Annotated in this window: 15 protein-coding genes, 1 tRNA gene and 2 pseudogenes; 13 read left to right on the plus strand and 5 right to left on the minus strand. The window is 69.7% G+C overall.

What is annotated here, in order from left to right; genetic code table 11:
* Positions 1-44 precede the first annotated feature (44 nt).
* Positions 45-995, plus strand: a complete 951-nt coding sequence (gene rlmB / locus AB8735_RS21750; RefSeq protein WP_344026006.1) for a 23S rRNA (guanosine(2251)-2'-O)-methyltransferase RlmB — start codon at positions 45-47, stop codon at positions 993-995.
* 110 nt (positions 996-1,105) lie between these two features.
* On the plus strand, positions 1,106-2,695 hold the full coding sequence (locus AB8735_RS21755; protein WP_372408844.1) for a DoxX family membrane protein: 1,590 nt from the start codon (positions 1,106-1,108) through the stop codon (positions 2,693-2,695).
* Positions 2,696-2,774: 79 nt separating this feature from the next.
* Here AB8735_RS21755 and AB8735_RS21760 read toward each other — a convergent pair whose 3' ends face one another.
* The 3 genes from AB8735_RS21760 to AB8735_RS21770 all read right to left on the minus strand — a co-directional run bounded on the left by AB8735_RS21760 (position 2,775) and on the right by AB8735_RS21770 (position 5,348).
* Complete coding sequence (locus tag AB8735_RS21760) at positions 2,775-3,497, minus strand: nucleotidyltransferase family protein (RefSeq protein WP_344026002.1); 723 nt, start codon at positions 3,495-3,497, stop codon at positions 2,775-2,777.
* Positions 3,498-3,594: 97 nt separating this feature from the next.
* On the minus strand, positions 3,595-4,011 hold the full coding sequence (locus tag AB8735_RS21765) for a hypothetical protein (RefSeq protein WP_344026000.1): 417 nt from the start codon (positions 4,009-4,011) through the stop codon (positions 3,595-3,597).
* A gap of 224 nt (positions 4,012-4,235) precedes the next feature.
* Positions 4,236-5,348, minus strand: coding sequence for an ABC transporter ATP-binding protein (locus AB8735_RS21770; protein ID WP_372408845.1), 1,113 nt, complete (start codon positions 5,346-5,348; stop codon positions 4,236-4,238).
* A gap of 195 nt (positions 5,349-5,543) precedes the next feature.
* On the opposite strand from AB8735_RS21770, the gene AB8735_RS21775 reads away from it, so the two are divergent.
* Positions 5,544-5,617 (plus strand) — tRNA-Thr (locus tag AB8735_RS21775).
* A gap of 135 nt (positions 5,618-5,752) precedes the next feature.
* Here the strand turns inward: AB8735_RS21775 and xerC are convergent.
* Positions 5,753-7,264: pseudogene (xerC, locus tag AB8735_RS21780) on the minus strand (tyrosine recombinase XerC); the annotation flags it as partial.
* Positions 7,261-7,920: a helix-turn-helix domain-containing protein gene (locus tag AB8735_RS21785; protein ID WP_372408846.1), complete on the minus strand. Its 660-nt coding sequence runs from the start codon at positions 7,918-7,920 to the stop codon at positions 7,261-7,263. The pseudogene xerC and the gene AB8735_RS21785, both read right to left, overlap by 4 nt.
* A gap of 96 nt (positions 7,921-8,016) precedes the next feature.
* Here AB8735_RS21785 and AB8735_RS21790 point away from each other — a divergent pair, with 96 nt between their 5' ends.
* The 10 genes and pseudogenes from AB8735_RS21790 to AB8735_RS21835 all read left to right on the plus strand — a co-directional run bounded on the left by AB8735_RS21790 (position 8,017) and on the right by AB8735_RS21835 (position 17,930).
* Positions 8,017-8,283: a hypothetical protein gene (locus AB8735_RS21790; protein WP_372411888.1), complete on the plus strand. Its 267-nt coding sequence runs from the start codon at positions 8,017-8,019 to the stop codon at positions 8,281-8,283.
* Positions 8,284-8,492: 209 nt separating this feature from the next.
* Positions 8,493-9,344 (plus strand): bifunctional DNA primase/polymerase, encoded by an 852-nt coding sequence (locus AB8735_RS21795; protein ID WP_372408847.1) that lies wholly within the window; start codon positions 8,493-8,495, stop codon positions 9,342-9,344.
* A complete protein-coding gene (locus AB8735_RS21800) occupies positions 9,341-10,549 on the plus strand; it encodes an AAA family ATPase (RefSeq protein WP_372408848.1) in 1,209 nt (402 codons plus the stop codon). Before AB8735_RS21795 ends, AB8735_RS21800 begins: the two co-directional genes overlap by 4 nt.
* Positions 10,550-10,655: 106 nt before the next feature.
* Positions 10,656-11,999 (plus strand): DNA sulfur modification protein DndB, encoded by a 1,344-nt coding sequence (locus AB8735_RS21805; protein ID WP_372408849.1) that lies wholly within the window; start codon positions 10,656-10,658, stop codon positions 11,997-11,999.
* A gap of 881 nt (positions 12,000-12,880) precedes the next feature.
* A pseudogene (locus tag AB8735_RS21810) lies at positions 12,881-12,943 on the plus strand (hypothetical protein); the annotation flags it as partial.
* 1,366 nt (positions 12,944-14,309) lie between these two features.
* A complete protein-coding gene (locus AB8735_RS21815; RefSeq protein ID WP_372408850.1) occupies positions 14,310-14,552 on the plus strand; it encodes a hypothetical protein in 243 nt (80 codons plus the stop codon).
* Positions 14,552-14,734: a hypothetical protein gene (locus AB8735_RS21820; RefSeq protein WP_372408851.1), complete on the plus strand. Its 183-nt coding sequence runs from the start codon at positions 14,552-14,554 to the stop codon at positions 14,732-14,734. Before AB8735_RS21815 ends, AB8735_RS21820 begins: the two co-directional genes overlap by 1 nt.
* Before the next feature lie 140 nt (positions 14,735-14,874).
* The gene (locus AB8735_RS21825; RefSeq protein ID WP_372408852.1) at positions 14,875-15,603 is read left to right on the plus strand and encodes a hypothetical protein; all 729 of its coding nucleotides are present in this window, start codon (positions 14,875-14,877) and stop codon (positions 15,601-15,603) included.
* Between the two features lie 5 nt (positions 15,604-15,608).
* Positions 15,609-16,901 carry a UDP-N-acetylglucosamine 1-carboxyvinyltransferase gene (locus tag AB8735_RS21830; protein WP_372408853.1) on the plus strand — a complete coding sequence of 431 codons (1,293 nt, stop codon included), beginning with the start codon at positions 15,609-15,611 and terminating at the stop codon, positions 16,899-16,901.
* Positions 16,902-17,930, plus strand: a complete 1,029-nt coding sequence (locus AB8735_RS21835) for a serine hydrolase domain-containing protein (RefSeq protein ID WP_372408854.1) — start codon at positions 16,902-16,904, stop codon at positions 17,928-17,930.
* The last annotated feature ends 1 nt before the right edge of the window (position 17,931 follow it).

Raw genomic sequence — 17,931 nt, forward strand, 5'->3', positions numbered from 1 at the left:
GCCGCTCCCGGCGGCTCTGAGCAGTAAAGAAACAGGTGACCCCCATGGCCGGCAACAGCCAGCGCAGGAACCGCCGCACGTCCAACAAGAAGGGCGCGACGGTCGGCAGCGGCGGCCAGCGGCGCCGGGGCCTGGAGGGCAAGGGCCCGACCCCGCCCGCGAGCATGCGCAAGGGGCACAAGAAGAACCGTGTCGCCAACGCCCAGGCCAAGCAGGCCGCCCGCCGCCCGGCCCCGCGCCGCGGCGGCCCCAAGGGCGCCAACGAGCTGGTCGTCGGCCGTAACTCGGTCGTCGAGGCGCTGCGCGAGGGCGTTCCCGCGAACACGCTCTACGTCCAGCAGTTCGTGGACAGTGACGAGCGCGTGCGCGAGGCGATCCGGCTCGCCACGGAGAAGGGCCTCAACCTCATGGAGGCCCCCCGCCCCGAGCTCGACCGCATGACCAACGGCCTCAACCACCAGGGCCTGGTCCTGTCGGTGCCGCCGTACGACTACGCCCACCCCGAGGACCTGACGGCCATCGCCGCCGACAACGGCGAGGACCCGCTGATCGTCGCCCTCGACGGCATCACCGACCCGCGCAACCTCGGCGCCGTCGTCCGCTCCGTCTCCGCCTTCGGCGGCCACGGCGTGGTCGTCCCCGAGCGGCGCGCGGCCGGCATGACCGCCAGCGCCTGGAAGACCTCCGCCGGCACCGCCGCCCGCACCCCCGTGGCCCGCGCCACCAACATGACGCGGATGCTGGAGGCGTACCAGAAGGAGGGCCTGATGGTCGTCGGCCTGGCCGCCGACGGCGACGTCGAGCTGCACGAACTCGACGCCCTGGAAGGCCCCGTGGTGATCGTCGTGGGCAGCGAGGGCAAGGGTCTGTCCCGTCTCGTCGGCGAGACCTGCGACTTCCGGGTGCGCATCCCCATGCCGGGTGGCGCCGAGTCGCTCAACGCGGGCGTCGCCGCCGGCGTCGTCCTCTACGAGGCGGCCCGCCGCCGCGCGTAGGTCCGTGCGAACGGCTGCGCCGCCATCGCACGGGCGGCGCAGCCACGTTGACGGGTCTCGGACACCCGTGTCGGTCAAGGCAGTGTCCTAACCTCCGGTCACTCGGTTAGATGAGTGTGGACACCAGAACACCCCGCACACCTACGGGGGGAAGCTCTTCCGGGTACGACGACCAGCCCGCGCTGAGTACGGTGAAGGTCCCGTCCGATCCCGCGCAGGTCTCCGGCAACCACCTGAGCTTCCGCGTGCAGCTCGCGCGTCCCCCGCACCGCGCCCGGCAGTTCGCCGGGATTGCCGCCGACACGACGCAGCTGCCCACCGTCAAGGGCCCGGCCAAACGCCGGGCCCCCGTGGTGTGGAGCGGGCGGGCCGCCCCGGGGGACGCGGCCCCCACCCAGCTGCTGGATGCCATGCACGCCGCTGTCGCGGGCGGGGGCGACGCGGGAGCCACCCAGGTCCTGCCGCGCCTCGGCGTCGACGCGGACGCCCCCGCCACCGTCGTCGGGCCGCGCGGCCCCGCCGAGGATCACACCCAACTCCTGCGCGGCATGCGCCCCACGGTCGGCGCGTTCGACGAACAGCCGTACCCGAACGGGGAGTTCGACGACGAGGCCGACTGGCCCGACGAGGACGACGGGGCAACGGACCGTTCCCGCCAGGGAGGTGACTCCGTCCGGCACGCCTACTACCCCGGCCGCCGGATGGACCTCGGCGTCGTCCTGCTGCCGCTGCGGATCTTCCTCGGGCTGATCTCCGTCTACGCCGGCATGGGCAAGCTGTGCGACCCCGTCTACTTCGACGGCGGCAAGCGCGGCTCCATGGTCACCTGGCTGACCTCCCTGCACCCCTGGGCCGCGGCCGCGCCGCTGCGGGAGTTCGCCCTCGCCCACCCCGTCGGCTCCGGCCTGACGGTGGCCTTCCTCCAGATCATCGTCGGCGTCCTCACCATCTTCGGTCTCTGGCAGCGGCTCGCCGCCGCCGTCGGCGCCCTGCTGTCCATCGCGCTGATGGTCACCGTCAGCTGGCGCACCCACCCCGTCTACGACACGCCCGACATCATCTACCTGGCCGCCTGGAGCCCGCTGGTCATCGCGGGCGCCCCCTTCTACTCCCTCGACGGCCGGCTGGCCGGCGAGGCGTGGCGCAGGCTCGGTCCCCGGGCCGCGATCGGGGATCTGCGGCGGCGGGTGCTGCGCCGCGGCGCCGCCATGGCGACCGTGCTCATCGGGCTGTCGCTGCTGACCGGTTCGATGCTCGGCGGCGCCGTCCGCTCCGCGCAGCCGGCCGCCCGGCCGGGCAGTCCGTCCGTGCCGCCGGTCAACAGCCTGCCCGGTTCGCCGCTTCCGCAGCGTCCGGAGACCGGCACCACCCCGCGCGGGACCCATGGCCCCGCGGGCTCCGGCAGCCCCCGGCCGAGCGCCACCGGCCGCAGGACGGCCACCCCGTCCGCCACACCGCCCGCCCAGGGCGCCGTCAAGTCCCCGACGGGACCGGCCGGTTCCAGCCGCCCCGGGGCCGCCTCGGGCGGCCCCCGCCCCGCGCCCCAGACGCCCCACCAGCGGTCCGCCGCGCCGGCCGCCCCGCACAGCCCCACGGGCGCCGCGACAAGCGGCGGTACGGGCGGCAACGGGCCCTCGGGCAACTCCGGTTCCTCCGGCGGCCTCAGCGGCGGCGGTGCCCTGGGCGGCCTCCTCGGCTGATCTCGGTTAATCGGCTCGCCGTGCGCGAACGGCCCCGTACCCACTGGGGGTACGGGGCCGTCGTCGTCAACCGCCCTTTTCAGCCGGTCAGTTCGCGGGCCGCCTCGGTCAGGTCCTTGGCGGTGTCGATGGCCCGCCAGTAAGCGCCCTGCGGCAGCGGGAATCCGGCCAGCCGGCGCTCCCGGGCGAGCCGGGGGAAGGTGGTGCGCTCATGGTCGCCGCGCTCCGGCAGCAGGTCCGCGAAGCCGGCCGAGAAGACGTACACGCCCGCGTTGATGAGGTACGGCGACGGCGGCGACTCGATGAAGTCCAGGACGTGGCCGAACTCGTCGGTCTCCACCGCGCCCCACGGGATGCGCGGCCGGGCCAGCGCCAGCGTGGCGGTGGCGTCCCGCTCGTGGTGGAAGGCGGCCATCTCGCGCAGCGAGAACCGGGTCCAGATGTCGCCGTTGGTGGCGTACCAGGGCTCGTCGGGGCGGGGCAGCGAGGCCGCCGCGTACTTGAGGCCGCCGCCGCGGCCGAGCGGCTCCGGCTCGACGACCGTCGTCACCCGCAGCGGGAGGTCGGCCGACACGAGCCAGGCCTGGAGCACCTCGGCCAGATGGCCGCACGAGACGACCGCGTCGGTGACGCCCTCGGCGGCCAGCCAGGCCAGTTGGTGCCCGATGATCGGGACGCCCGTGCCGGGGATCTCCACCATCGGCTTGGGGCGGTCGTCGGTGTAAGGGCGAAGCCGTGACCCCTGGCCTCCGGCCAGGATCACGGCTTGCGCGGGTGCGGGGGCGGGGTGCGTGCCGGTCATGCCCCGCACGATATGCCGTGCCGCGGGGTGCGGTGCGACCGGCGGCACCGCCGGGAGGGGGCGCTCGTCCGCTGCCCTGGGCCGGGTGGCCCCGGGCTCAGTGGCCCTGGGCCACCCCGGAGGCGTACGAGGTGTCGCAGACGGGGCGGGCGTACGCCTGGGCCTTCTTCGCCGAGTGGTACTTGGCGACGGCCGCCTGGCCGAGCACCCGGGCGATGTCCACGCAGTAACGGGCCAGCGAGGGGCGGCCGTTGGTGGCCTCCTGCAGGTGGGTGAGGGCCACGCCGGGGTTCTTCTCCTGGAGCTCGGTGAGCAGCTTGTCGCGCAGCACCTCGTGCGGGGCGCGGGCCCTGGCCTGGCTGGAGGCGGTGTCCGAGGAGGCGGTGAGCACCTGGGACTCGGCGTTGGGCGCCGCCCAGGGGACACGGGTCACCGCGAGGGTCCCGGAGAGCACGAGGACGACGGGGAGGACGAGGGCGAGGGTTCTGCCGATGCGGCGGGCGGCCTGGTTCATGCCGCAGATGGTAGCGAGGCGTAATGAGACGGCGACATTTAGTCACCCGGTCGAGTGACGTTTGTTTCGGCGGTCGAGGGAAAACGGTTGACGCCCGCGCGGCCGGACCAGGGGAGGCCCCTCCCGGGGCGCGCGGGCGCCCGGTTGACCGGCCGCGGGGCCCGCCGTTGCCGCCCGCGCCGCCCGCGGCGAAGGGGCGGGGCGGACGGGCCCCGCGGCGTGAATCAATCGCTCAGCCGCTCGCCGGACGACGTCGAGAACACATGCAGCTCACCCGGGCGGGGGACGACGCGCAGGGCGGAGCCCTTCTCCGGGACGCTGCGCCCGTTGACGCGGACGACGAGGTCCTTCGGCTCCCCGCCGACCTCGGCCGTGCCGTAGACGTAGCCGTCGGCGCCCAGTTCCTCGACCACGTTGACGGTGACGGCGAGGCCGGCCGAGGCGTCCTCGGTTCCCTCGGACCGGCCGACGACGTCGAAGTGCTCGGGCCGCACGCCCACCGTCACCGTCCGGTCGCCCTTGTCGGCGGCGGCCGACAGCGCCTCGCGCGAGACCGGGACGACGCTGTCGCCGAACTCCACGCCGCCGTCGGCGATCGGCACCTCGACCAGGTTCATGGCGGGCGAGCCGATGAAGCCGGCGACGAAGAGGTTGGCCGGGCGGTCGTACATGTTGCGCGGCGAGTCCACCTGCTGGAGCAGGCCGTCCTTGAGCACCGCCACGCGGTCGCCCATGGTCATGGCCTCGACCTGGTCGTGGGTGACGTAGACCGTGGTGATGCCGAGGCGGCGCTGCAGGCCGGCGATCTGGGTGCGGGTCTGCACGCGCAGCTTGGCGTCCAGGTTGGACAGCGGCTCGTCCATCAGGAAGACCTGAGGCTCCCGGACGATGGCCCGGCCCATCGCGACGCGCTGCCGCTGGCCGCCGGAGAGGGCCTTGGGCTTGCGGCCCAGGTACTCGGTGAGGTCCAGGATGCGCGCGGCGTCCTCGACCTTCTGCCGGATCTCGGCCTTCGGCACACCGGCGATCTTCAGGGCGAAGCCCATGTTGTCGGCGACGGTCATGTGCGGGTAGAGCGCGTAGTTCTGGAACACCATGGCGATGTCCCGGTCCTTGGGCGGCAGATGTGTGACGTCGCGGTCGCCGATGCGGATCGCGCCGCCGTCGACGTCCTCCAGCCCCGCGAGCATGCGCAGCGAGGTGGACTTGCCGCAGCCGGACGGGCCGACGAGGACGAGGAACTCGCCGTCCTCGATGGTGATGTCGAGCTGGTCGACGGCGGGCTTGTCGGCGCCCGGGTAGATCCGGGTCGCCTTGTCGTATGTGACCGTGGCCATGGTCGTGGGTCCCTTCACCGGCAGGAACGTGCCGGACGATCCGAGTAGAGGGAAGTGGTCCAGTCCAATCGGACCGGGTTGCGGGTGACGCTACCGCCGCGGGGAGCGGTTGTCAGCAGGCCGGGGCCTGCCGGGGCCACGTCGCGAAAATCACGGGCGGGGGGACGGGGGAGTCCGGTTAGACTGCTTCCGCGTGCCGCCTTAGCTCAGTTGGCCAGAGCACCTGTCTTGTAAACAGGGGGTCGTCGGTTCGAACCCGACAGGCGGCTCTGATTCTTGTCGCGCACGGTCTTGGCGGTTCCGCCCCTGACCTGCGCTTTGGCGCCCCGTCCGGGCTTTCCCGGGTGGGGCGTCCGGCTGTGGCCGGTCGGGTGACCGTCGTCGGGTGAGCCCGAGGTGAGCCCGGCGGTGCCGGTGGACCGGCGCGGGACGACCCTGATCGCGGCCTCGGCGACCTCCCGGTCGATCTCCGGCAGCAGGCTCGTGTAGGTGTCGGAGGTCAGTGTGATCGTGGAGTGCCGCAGCGTCTCCTTGATGTAGTGCAGATCGCCGCCGCCGGCGTGCATCACCGTCGCCGCGCAGTGCCGGAGGTCACGGAGGCTGATGGGCGGCAGACCGGCCGCCGCCGTGATGCGCCGGAAGGCGTCGGACACCTTCTGCGGGTGCAGCCAGCTCCCGTCTTCCTGGACGAACACCTTCCCCGTCTCCTGCCACGCCGCGCCCCACTTCAGCCGCTCCTTGTGCTGCCGTGCCCGGTGCGCCCGGAGGACCCGCACGTTCTCGCTGTCGAGCCCGATCGTGGCCGCGCTGCCGTCCGTCTTCGGCTCGGACTCGTACGGCGTCCAGCCGTCCGTGACGATCTCCTTGGCCACGGTGAGCGTCCCGGCATCGAGATCGAGATCCGACCAGTTCTGCCCGATTGCCTCGCCGCGACGCAGACCGCGGAACGCGATCAGGTGGAAGAGGGCATACAGCCGGTCATCCTCGGCCGTGTCGAGGAAGGCGCCGAGCTGCTCCGGCGTCCACACCATGACCGGGCTCGGTTTCTCGCCGGTCTGCTGCCAGTGCCGGAGGCGTTCGGCGGTCCACAGCTTCGCCTTGGGGCGTTTGCCGCTTTCGAGTTCGACGTGGGCGGCCGGGTTGAAGGTGATGTACTGCCGGGCTATCGCCGCGTTCAGGGCGGTGCGCAGGGCCGCCCGGATGCGCTGCCGTGACGCGGGACCGGTGGGCTGCCGGTACGGCTTCATGCCGGCGAGTTTCGTGCGTTCCTGGGCCAGGCGCGCCCGCTCGGCGGCCGGCGGTCGCCCGGGCTTGTCCCACTTGGAGCGTGCGGCCTGCTCGCGCCGCGCCTCGTTCTCCGCCTCGATCACCTCGTTCTCCTCGGCGATCGCGTCGAACATCTCCACCAGGTGCCCGACGTTGAGCCGGTCGAGCCTGACGTGCCCTATGCGCGGCTTCAAATGGACGCGGATGATCGACTCGTAGCCCCCGTGCGTCTTTCTGCGGACCTTCTTGGAGGCCAGCCATTCGTCAAGCCACTCGCCGACCGTGAGGCGGGCGGTGAGGGAAAGGCCGGTACTGAACTTCCGCTTGGTGTCCTCGTAGTCGGGTATCGGCTCCTTGTTGGCCGTGACGGATTCGAGGAGGTCGCCCATGCGCGTCTGGCCCTCGGCGTCGCCCTCGTCCGGGATGCCGAGCAGTGTGCGCACCTTGTCGAGGTCGCTCTGTGCGGCGGTCTTGGTGGCGTAGCCGCTGCGTCGGAACGTGCGCCTGGTGCCGTCCTCGCGGGGCGGAAGCTCCTGCCGGAAGTTCCACAGTCCGTGGCGCTTGTTGGCCAACTTTGGGCAGGACTGGCCATATTGTTTTCCTGTCTCGGGGTTTCGGCAGGCGCAGCGCCTGAACGTTGAACCCGTCACTCGTACTCCTTCGCAAGCTCGGCGAATACTGCGGCGTATGTGTGCAGCTGGGGGACTGTGATGCCGTTCTCCTCCATGACCGCAGCGAGCTCCCGTAGGTCGCTGTAGGCATCCCGAGCCATCATTCGGTGCAGATGCGCGGAGTCCCCCAGGCGCTTCCGCACCTTGTCGTTTCGGGCGTTCCTCGCTTTGCCCTCATCCTCAATTGCGCGGAACATGTAGCTGCTTACCTGCTCCACCGAGTCGTAGAAGTCGCGATACAGGGTCGATGCGGCGTTGTCGAAGTTCTCGGCGGATCCACGGATCGGAAGTGCGCCACCGCCGGTGGTCCTGTCGCCTGCTGCCCAGAGGAAGCCACCCCAGGTGCCTCGCTGACGGTTCGGCAGAACCTCGCAGAACTCTTGGTACCCGACGGGGAAGACAAGAGACAGCGGGGGCACGTCGAGGGCTGCGGCAAGAACGAGCACCTCGGCCACCGTTACCGATGTACGGCGTCCGTTCTCAAGATTCGAGATGACCGCACGGGGGATCTCCATGCCCAGCTTTGCGCAGAGATCGGAAAGCTGCTGCGCGCTGATGCCTCGCATCCCGCGGTACCGGCGCACCTCGCCGGCGATCCGGTGGGCCAACTGAGTCGGCCAGTCTGGTTGATCCATGGTGAAGCAACTTACGGTATGGGCTGGCACGTGACAACCCAACTCGCTACGGTGTTTGTTGATCACCCGACCTTGATCAGGAGGTGCACGGTGTCGATGGCCCATGCCATTGAGGGGGCGGAAGCGCCCCGAGGAATGACGCACGCCGAGTTGATGGCCCTGCCGGTGAGCTTCCCGCTCGATGTGGCGAACCGGGCCCTGAACCTGGGGCGTACCACGGGCTTCGCCCTGGCCAAGCAGGGGGCGTACCCGGTCCGGGTACTGCGCCTGGGACGGCAGTACCGAGTGACGCGCTACGACCTGTTGCGCTACCTCGGCCTTGAGGCCGACGGTGCCAAAGAAACCGAGCGCATGGCGGCCTGAACCGAGCCGCGCCCCGGGGACAGCGATTCCGGCGCTGCCCGGGGCCGGCCCACGAAGTTCTCCGAATAGATCAAGCACTGACCGTAGACGGCGGCGCCGGGTTGCAGCCCGTATGGCGTCGCCGTCGCGTCTGGAGGAACTCCTTGCCCCAGTACAGCACGTCCTCTTCTACGGGGGCGACCAAGCGCCGCGCAGAGCGGGTTGAGCATGTGCTCGCACTCGCCGAGCGCGGCTGGCATGTCTTTCCGCTGCGCCCGGACGACAAGCGACCAGCTATCAAGCAGTGGGAGCAGCGCGCGACAACCGAGTCGGCGCGCATCGAACGAGCATGGTTGGGCGGCCCGTTCGGTGTTGGCATCGCGTGTGGGCCTTCGGGCCTCGTCGTCATCGACCTGGATACCGCCAAGGGAGCCGAGCCGCCTGCCGAGTGGGCGCAGGCGGGCGTGGCCGACGGCACCGACGTCCTGGCCGTCTTGTACGAGCAGAACGGCGAACGGCTTCCTTTTGGGCGCTCGCCTGTTGTGCTGACTGGCTCCGGTGGCATGCACCTGTACTACGGTGCGCCGGAAGGGCGTGAGGTGCGCAGCAGCGCTGGCCGAATCGGTTGGAAGGTCGACGTGCGCGCCGCTGGTGGATACGTCGTTGCCCCGCCGTCCTCTGTGGCCGGCCGCACCTACCGGTGGGCAGGCGCCCTCGAGTTGGAACTCGCCACGCTGCCCGGCTGGATCGCCGATCTCGCCGCATCCCCGGTCCGCATCGGTTCTGTGGTCAGGGCAGTTGTGCCGCTGTTGCGCAACGCCGGCAGTTATGCCGTGACCGCTCTGCGCCGTGAGGTCGAGACCGTCCTCGATTCTCGGCCGGGAGCGCGGAACGACACGCTGCACCGGGCTGCATTCAGCCTGGGCACGCTCGTTGGCGACGGCCGACTCGACGCGCACGCCGTGACCGAGGCGCTTCTCGAGGCCGCGCAGTTCATTGGCCTCGGCGCGGGCGAGGCCGAGCGCACGATCGTCTCGGGCCTGAACGCCGGTGCGCAGCACCCGCGGAGCGTGGCCGCATGACCGACACCGCGGCCCGCGCCGCAAGCATCATCGACAACCTGCGCACCCCGCCTGTGCCCGCAGCCGAGCCGCCCGCGGCGGCTGCCCACGTCGTTCGGCTTTCTGCCGTGCGGCGGAAGCCCATTACCTGGCTGTGGGACCGGTACATCCCAGCGGGAAAGCTGACCATCATCGAAGGCGACCCGGGCGACGGTAAGTCGACCATGACCTGTGACCTTGCGGCCCGTGTCTCGGCCGGGCGCCCGATGCCGGACGGCTCTCGTGCCGACTCCGGAACTGTCCTCTTCCTGACTGCCGAGGACGGGGTCGAGGACACGATCGCGCCGCGCCTCGAGGCCGCCCGAGCCGACGTGAGTCACGTCATGGTCCTGACGGAGATGCGGGAGGCGGACGAGCGAGGGGCAGTCACCACGCGGCCGGTCGAACTACCAGCTGATCTCCCGTTCCTCGCACGCATCATCCGTGAAGAGGACGTGCACATGGTCGTCATCGACCCGTTGATGGCCTTCCTGGCCGGTGTCGACTCCCACAACGACCAGAGCGTGCGCCGTGCCCTCCATCCGATCTCCAAGCTGGCGGAGGACACCGGGGCCGCGTTCGTCGTGGTGCGCCACCTGAACAAGGCATCGGGAGGCAAAGCCATGTACCGAGGCGGCGGCTCCATCGGCATCATCGGCGCCGCCCGCGCCGGCTTTCTGATCGCCCCCGACCCGGACGATGAGGGCGGCCCGCGTCGCCTGATGGCGCCGGTGAAGATGAACATTGCCGTCAAGCCACCAACCATGGTGTACCGGCTTGTCGACGCGCCGGAGTTCGGCTGCGCCCGCGTCGAGTGGGACGGGACGTCTGACTACCGCGCCGAGCACCTGGTCGCCGCCGAGACCGACGACGACCGGCAGGAGAAGAAGGAAGCCACCGACTTCCTGCGCGAGTACCTCGCGGACGGGCCTCGCCGCTCCAAGGAGGTCGAGGAAGAGGCGCGCGAAGCCTGGGGGATCGCCGTACGCACTCTCAAGCGCGCACGCCAGAAGCTCGGGGTACGGGCAGAGAAGATCGGCCGTGAGTGGTGGATGGCACTACCTGCAGGTGCAGCCGAAGTAGGGAAGGGGGCAAGGGGGCCACTCACGGAGACTGGCACGGTTGCCCCCTTGGCCCCTGCAGGCGAAGGCGCCATCCAGGCACTCGAGCTCCCGGATGCCTGTTAGTTAGGCGCCCCATGCGTCCCGACCGCCACCCTTGGCACCCTCTCAGGGGCGGCGGTTGGGACGCGCGCCGACATGGGTGCGTGAAGGTACTACGCCATAATCTGCCATGCCTACGCCCGAGTTGAGGGCTTCCACGCCTTCCAAGTTGCGTAGTAGCTTGCGGTCAAGTCTTCGCGCGCGCTCCAAGCGCCCGAAGTGGCAACCTAGTTGGCGGGAGCGTCAGGTGCGTGTACAGATCCCAGGAACCTGGTACCGGCAAGGGGAGCGAGACATGTTCTTGGCAGCCATGTCTCCTCTGTCATTGGTGAAGATGGTGTCACCGCCACGGCCGTGGAACCCGACAGCGAAGCTGGATGACCAGACGGCTGGTAACCGTGCTCGCGACGAGAAGCATCTCAATAACATCGTCCGGTACTTGGAGGACAACGAGCGATTTGTGATCGGGGCCGCAGTGCTCTACGCAGACCCGAAGCAGGCTGAGATCCGAAGGTTGAAGAACATCCCCAATGTTTCAGAGGACGAGCACACGGGGCTGGGCGTGCTCTCTATGGACATTGGCGCCACGCTCGCTATCGGCGACGGACAGCACCGGATCGGGGCCTACGAGAAGATCATTCGCCTCCGCACCGAGGAAGGCGATGAGGTGTTACGGCGCCTTCACCGCTCGGGTCAGCCGATGATCGTGGTAATCGATGGTAACCCTCTCAACAGGGCACAGGACTTTGCAGACCTCCAAGTCAACGTGAAGACGCCTTCAACGTCCATGGGGCAGTCGATGGACCGACGGCAGGCCATCAATCGCACGCTGCTTGAGATGTTTAAGGACCCGGATTTTCCAATCTTTGGCGCCGATGGGTCCGCCGACATGGTGGAGTTCCAGAAAGACAATCCGGGAAAGCTCTCCGCCAAACTTTTCTCCTTCAAGACGGTTCGGTATGTTTCCGGCTTGTTGTTGGTAGGAAACGCGTATCGAACTCCAACAACCATGGACAAGGCTGTAAATGCCAAGCTGGATGGATTCGACGCGGAAGTATCTCGCAGCGAACTGGCCGAGTTCTGGCGGTCCGTGGGTGAGTTGCCCCGATTCGGAGATGTCATTGATGGGACACTCAAGGCCCCTGAGCTGCGGAAAGCGACCTACCTGTCATCGGCCGGGGTTCTCTACGCCGTAGCCTTCGCTGTGTACTCCGCTCACGCTCTGGGTGGCGTCCCCGTGTCGGATGCTGTGAGGGCACTGGATGCGGTTAACTTCGATCGCACGGCCAAGGAAGTGGACATCAGCTCAGAGGACACCATCTTCGCGGGCAACCTGATTGATCCGGAGACTGGCAAGCTTCAGGCCGGCCGTACAGCATGGGAGGCCGCGGCTAATCTTCTGCTGGGGGTTATCGCTAAGCGCACCCAGGTGGTGGAGGCCCTTCAGCTGCACGGAGTAGAGCTCCCGTCGTAGAGGGGTACCACAGCCCGCTGTTCGGAAGAACGGCGGGCTGTGGTGTATGGAAGTCGCGAGGCCAGAAGGTGAGGGCGTGGACTGCCGCCGCAGGCGGCCCAGGTGCATCCCCATTTAAACGAGCCGCCCGCTGGGGGATCCATGCCAGCCGGTGGGCGGCTCGACTGACTACTCTCTGGGGAGCTTGGAGGTAGCGCTATGTGGCGGAGAGGACTGGTAGAGGACCGAGCTGGAGTCGGCTCCGGGCGGGACAAGCCAGGACTTGCCGTCGCTGTCATCGTATTCGGCAATGATGAGGCTGCCCGCTTCTGCAAGCATTGGGACGCCCGTTGAGCCGGTGAGGTGCCACGCGACGACGGGCTCAATCCACACGCTGCCGTCGTCATTGCGGCCGGCAATTTGCCATCCACCACCGGGTATGTGGGTGCTGACTGTTGACATGCGTCCTCCGTCCATAAGAGTCAATGTCGGCTGCGCCGTGCAAGCGAACTTACGCGGCCGTGAGTCCGTCTGCCTGTACAGGCAGCGTGAATCGGTCAACTTCCATGAAGTAGTCGGGACGTCCACCGCTGCGACCGGTCGCGGCTTGCGCGCGCGGGTGCGCGAATACCACGGCCCACCGACAATGCGTTGTGACCCAGTCGCCCTCGGTGCGGTCATCGCGTCGCGACCGGTCGATGTACCTCCCACGCGCGCGAAGCTGCTTGCCCGCAGTGGTCCTTGTCAGCTGGCGAGCTCCAACGCGTCGGCGAGGTTGTCCAAGCCAGGGGTGTCACTCGGGAGCGTTCGATACAGGGCCAGGGCCCTAGTTCGGGTGAGCCCGGTCTGGTACGAGGTGGGCAGGGTGCCGTACGCCGTGGCGGCGAGGTGCGCCGCTTCGGCTCGTTCGCCGTCGCGGGCGCGGCACGATGCCTGATCGATGGAGATCAGTGCGCGGGTCATGAGCGAGGGCGCGCGGGAGAGTTCCCGTGCCTCGTCCTGGGCGGCGTAGGCACGGCCCGTTTCGCCGAGCAGGGTCAGGGCCTGGCTCATGTGGACGTGGTGCTTCTGCATCGGGTAGCCGAACCAGGTGTCGGCGCGCTGCTGGGGCGTGAGTCGTTCGGCGAGTTCCTCGGCGGCGTTCACGGCGTGCAGGGCCTTGTCCCGGTGGCCGTGGGTGGCGTAGGCGCGGGCCGCGACGGCCGTTGCCAGGGCGGACGCGGCGCTGGGCTTGTCGCCGGCCAGGTGGCGGGCCTTTTCGGCGAGTTGGGCGGCTGCCTGTGGGGAGCCGTAGTTGAGCGGCACCATGGCCTCGCGGCCCAGGACCCAGGAGTGCAGGAGGTTGTCTCCGGCCTGCTCGGCGGCCCGGCCTGCGGTGCGGAACCAGTGGTGCGCCTCGCGGTGCTGGCCGAGGTCGTGCAGGACGATGGCGACCATCCCCGCCATCTGGCCGGTCACGTGGCACAGGGCGGTGCGGGCCTTGACCGTTTGCGGCTGGTTCAGCAGGGGCTGGAGCTCGCCGAAGTCCTGGATGAGGTTCGTGAGTACGTCGGTTGGCGCCTGGCCGTGGTAGCCGTAGCCGTACCGTTCGGCCGTGCCCTCCCAGAAACCGACGTCGGATGGCGTGCGGTCGGCGGCGAGAGCGGCGTCGATGTCGTGGCGGGTGGTGGTCAAAGCGGCGAGCCCGGGACCTGCCAGACCGGCAGCGAGCGCGCCGCGCAGAACGTCGCGGCGCTTCATGGGGTCATCTCCATCTATGTGGTGATGTTGGGGAGTTGTGGGGCTGTGGCTTTCCCATGGCCTTTGGGCCAAGCCTAAGTCCTGGCCAGGAATCCGGAGACCGTCGGCGATCCGTTCCAGGACCGGAAGGGATGTGACTGTTCCATCCCCGCGCGCCATCTTGCCTACCCGTTCGGCGCGGATTCCGCAGGCTTCGCTGATGCGGTTGAAGCTGATGCCGGCCGCGTCGCGGGCCAGGGCGAACACCGAGCCGATGTCGCGACGGGCGAGCGCGCGGACGAGCCGTTGATCGCTGAGCAGGGCGGAGGGGAGCGCCGCCGGTGAAGCCGGAAGTTCCATACCTGCTCCCTCAGTTGGACGTACCCCCACGGAATGTACTCACCGTGGGTGCCCCCTGCATGGGGTTACCGCGTTCGCCGATCGGCTCTTCACTGGTCGCCGTCGGCTGATTCGACCGTCCCATCGGCACGGCATCCCCCTACCCGCGTGGGCTGTCGGCTGCCCGTTTCCGGCCGCCCCGGCGAACAGAGAGCTGGTGATCCCATGGTGCACGGCTCAGGAACAGGCAGGACCAGCGCCCCGCTCGAAGAGGTGACGCACAGCAGCGCCGCCGTACATCTCCCCATGGTCGAGTGTGTCGTGCCGCTCCAGCGGGACGCCCGGTACGACCACGCCGCCGAGCGGACCCGCATGGCTGTCGAGGTCCGGTTCCGTGACGGCCGGGCCTTCCGTACGGAACTCGTGCTGGACCCGGGGCAGATGCACGCCGCGGCGGTCCAGCTCGACCGCGCGATTGCCGCTCGCGGGCGTGCCCGGTCGGCGGGTGGTCAGTGATGGGTCGCCACCGGGCGCGGATCGATGCCGAGACCTCGGGCGTACTCGTTTGGCTGGCCGGGACGGTCGCCGGGTTCTCGCTCCTGGCGGTGATCGTCGCCCATGACGTGCGAACCGAGTCCAGGGGCGCCGGTGTGGTCGTGACGTCCCCGGATGCCCGTCCGGACACCGTCACCCCGTAGATGGCTCGTCGGCCGGCCTCCAGCACGGAACCCGTTGCCGGAGGCCGGAACCCCTGCGCCCGCCGGTCCCCTGCGCCCGCCGGTCCCCTGCGGCGGGCGTTCCTCCTCGCTCGGCTCTACGACGCATATCGGAGGTTCCTATGCAGCAACGCTCACCCGTCCCGACCGCGACGACGCGGGACGAACGCCTCAGCACCGGGTACTACATCGACTCCGCTGCCGTCGGTGGTTACGTCGCGAGGCTGCTGGCCCGCTGCCGGACGGTGTTCGACGTCAAGCCTCGGCTGACCGCCGACCTGGATGCCCCGGCCATCTCCGGCCTGGACGCCGACCGGGGTGGCGTGATCGAGGACGGGGCGCTGTGCCAGGGCAATGTCATCGTCCAGGCGGGCGCGCGCGTTGAGGCCGGGGCTCAGGTCGTGGGGCCCGCACTGATCTGCTCCGGCTCCGTTGTCGGGGCGGGCGCGCTGGTGCGGGACCACTCCGTGATCGGGCCCGCCTGCCGGATCGGGTTCGGCGCGGACATCACTCGCAGTCTGCTCGTCGGGCACACCTTCGCCAAGCACCCCTGCTTCATTGGCGACTCGGTCCTCGGGCGACGGGTCAACATCGGTGCCTTCTGCTCGACAACCGGCCTGCGGTGCGACCGGGGCCCGGTCGCGGAACCGGCCATCGAGGAGATCACCGTCAACCTGGACGGGTGCCGGATCGGCAGCGGGCAGACCAAGTTCGGCGCGGTCATCGGCGATGAAGTGGCGTTGCCAGCGGGGACCGTGATGTCTCCCGGCACTCTGATCGGCCCCGGCACCGTGATCTATCCCCACAACCACATCGGCGGCTTCCTGCCTACCGGGTCACGGGCCAGGTGACCCCCGTGGCCTACGACATCCCCTCGCGCGGGCTCGTCAAGGTCACCGGAGGACGGGCGTTGGAGGGCCGTTACCGGGTGCAGGGCAGCAAGAACATCGCACTGCACCTGTACGCGGCAGCCCTCCTTGCCGAGGCCCCGGTGGTGCTGGATCAGGCGCCGGACATCGTCGACACCGGTGTGTGCGCCCGCATCCTCCGAAACATCGGTGCCTCGGTCACGTTCGACGGTCACCGGTTCTCCGTGACCCCTGCCGATACGCTGCGCCCCGCGATCCGGCCGGACCTCGGCAGGCGGGTACGCACGACTGCCGTCCTGGCCGCTGCCGTGCTCGCCCGCGCCGGAGAAGTCACCTTCCCGTACCCCGGCGGCGACGCGTTCTGTCCTCGGCTGGTCGACCGGCACTTGGCGGGTATGCGGGCCGCCGGGGCGCAGGTCATCACCACTGGAGACGGTGTTCGGGTCGTGGCCGGCCCGCGCGGGTTGCGCGCGTTCACCGTGGACGTGGGCACCCGCTACGGTCCGAGCCTGGGGGCGACAGTGACCGCGCTGCTGCTGGCTGCCCGTACGTCGGGCACCTCGTTGATCACCAGTCCGAGCGTCGAGCCCGAAGTCGCCGAGACCTGCCGGTTTCTCGGCGGACGGGGCGTGGAAATCGGCTGGGACGCCGAGGGGCTGCATGTGACGGGCAGCGACCGGATTGGCGGCGGCACCTTCCGGGTGGCCGGGGACCGCATCGAGGCCGCGACCGTCGCCATGGCGGCAGCAGCGACCGGTGGCAGCGTCACCCTGGACGGCATCACGCAGGCCGACTTCCCTGACGGGCTGATCGCGGCCTTCGCCCGCGCGGGCATCACCCTCATTGCCTCCGGTGACGCTGTCCACGTACGACCCACTGGGGCACTCTCGGGCGTACGGGTAGCGACCGGCCCGCACCCCGGTCTTCCTACCGACACCGCCCCGCAGTTGGCCGCGGTGCTCACCCAAGCGGTCGGCCCCTCCGCGATCGACGAGCGCGTCTATCCGCGGCGGGACACCCACGTGCCACCCCTGCGGGCCTTCGGCGCGGACATCACCTCAACCGGGTCCGTGATCCGTCTGTACGGCCCCAGCAGGCTTCATGCGGCGGAAGTGGAGGCGGCCGACATCCGGGCGGTGACAGCCCTGCTGATCGCCGCCCTGGCGGCCGACGGCACCTCTACGATCCGGGGCCTGCACCACTTCCGGCGCGGCTACGGGCACTTGCTCACTCGACTGGCCACGCTGGGCGCCGAGATCACCACGTCATCGGAGAAGTAGATGCCCGTACCTTTCAGCAGTGACGACAGCAACCGCCTCGACGAGACACTCCGGGAGATCGTCAACGACGGTGGTACGCCCGGCGGTGTCGTCATCACCGGCACCACCGACGGTGATCAGCGGGTCATGACGGCCGGCACCGTCGCCCCGGAGTGCGGCCCCCAACCGCCCACTGCCCACACCCTGTACGACATCGCCTCACTGACCAAGGTCGTCGCCACCTGGCCGCTCGTCGGCCGGGCCGTGCGGGATGGCTTGATCGACCTGGATGCCCCCGTACGCGACATCCTCCCGGCGATGAACGGCGAAGTGCCCAGCGGGGAAGCCACCGTACGCCAACTACTCGCCCACACATCCGGCCTGCGGGCCTCCACCCGCCTGGACCACTACCGCGGCGCCGAACTCCCCCTGCACGAAGCGATGTGCCGAGAACCGCTCGAGGACAACCCCGGCCAACACCGGTACATCAACCGGGGCTACATCCTCCTCGGCCTCGCCCTCGCCCACATCCACGGTCAGCCGCTCGACCAGCTCGCCGCCCGGATGTGGAGCTCACTGGGCATGGCGGCGACGGTCTACGGCCCGATCACCCGCACCCCACAGGTCGCGCCCACCGAACGGCGATTCCCCGGCGCGCCGAGGATCTGGGGCGCTGCGCACGACGACAACGCGGCCCTGCTCGGCGGAGTGGCCGGCCACGCCGGCGTGTTCTCCACACCGCACGACCTTGCCACCTACGCCCGCCAACTCCTGATCAGCGACGGGAGCAGCCCGCTCGGCGATTGGTGGCGCGCCGGCACCGTGCCCCAGGCAGCCATCGAACCGGGACTCGACAGGGGGCTGTCCTGGATCTTCGCCCATGGCGGGACTGTGGCGTATCACCACGGTTTCACCGGTACCAGCCTCTACCTCGCCCCGAACACCGGCCGCTACGTGGTCATCTGCACCAACGCCGTCTACCACGGCCCGGCCCGCACCCGGATCGCACCACTACGGGCCCTCGCTCTCAAGACGATCTCGTCCACCTGAA

This window comes from Streptomyces luteireticuli (assembly GCF_041519305.1).
GTDB lineage: Bacteria > Actinomycetota > Actinomycetes > Streptomycetales > Streptomycetaceae > Streptomyces > Streptomyces luteireticuli.